The following is a 285-nucleotide window of genomic DNA, read 5'->3' on the forward strand; positions in this document are numbered from 1 at the left end:
ATAAAAAATCACAAAAACACTTGTTCTGATACAATAAATATATTATAATAGAAAAGAAGAACAATATGCTCTTTAATTTTCATTCAGTGTTTTTGGCTGATCATGGTTATGAAATATAGCAGAAAGATGCTAGACGATAAGATGTCAGAGAGAGCAAAAGAAATCTTGAAATATAGTACCTGTTGAAACAATCCATCAGTATATAGAGAGTCAGGGTGAGAAAGATAAATCGGGCAGTAAAAATAAGGATCTATCCAAATAAAGAACAGATAACCCAGATAGAGA

At 30.5% G+C, this 285-nt stretch carries 1 protein-coding gene; it reads left to right on the forward strand.

Features of this window, described 5'->3' with window-relative positions; translation table 11 throughout:
- Window positions 1-215: 215 nt before the first annotated feature.
- On the forward strand, window positions 216-285 hold a 70-nt coding region (locus LJE11_RS20990; protein ID WP_147412857.1), incomplete at its 3' end, for a helix-turn-helix domain-containing protein.

This window comes from Blautia sp. DFI.1.216, from assembly GCF_020594215.1.
Classification (GTDB): domain Bacteria; phylum Bacillota; class Clostridia; order Lachnospirales; family Lachnospiraceae; genus Blautia_A; species Blautia_A wexlerae.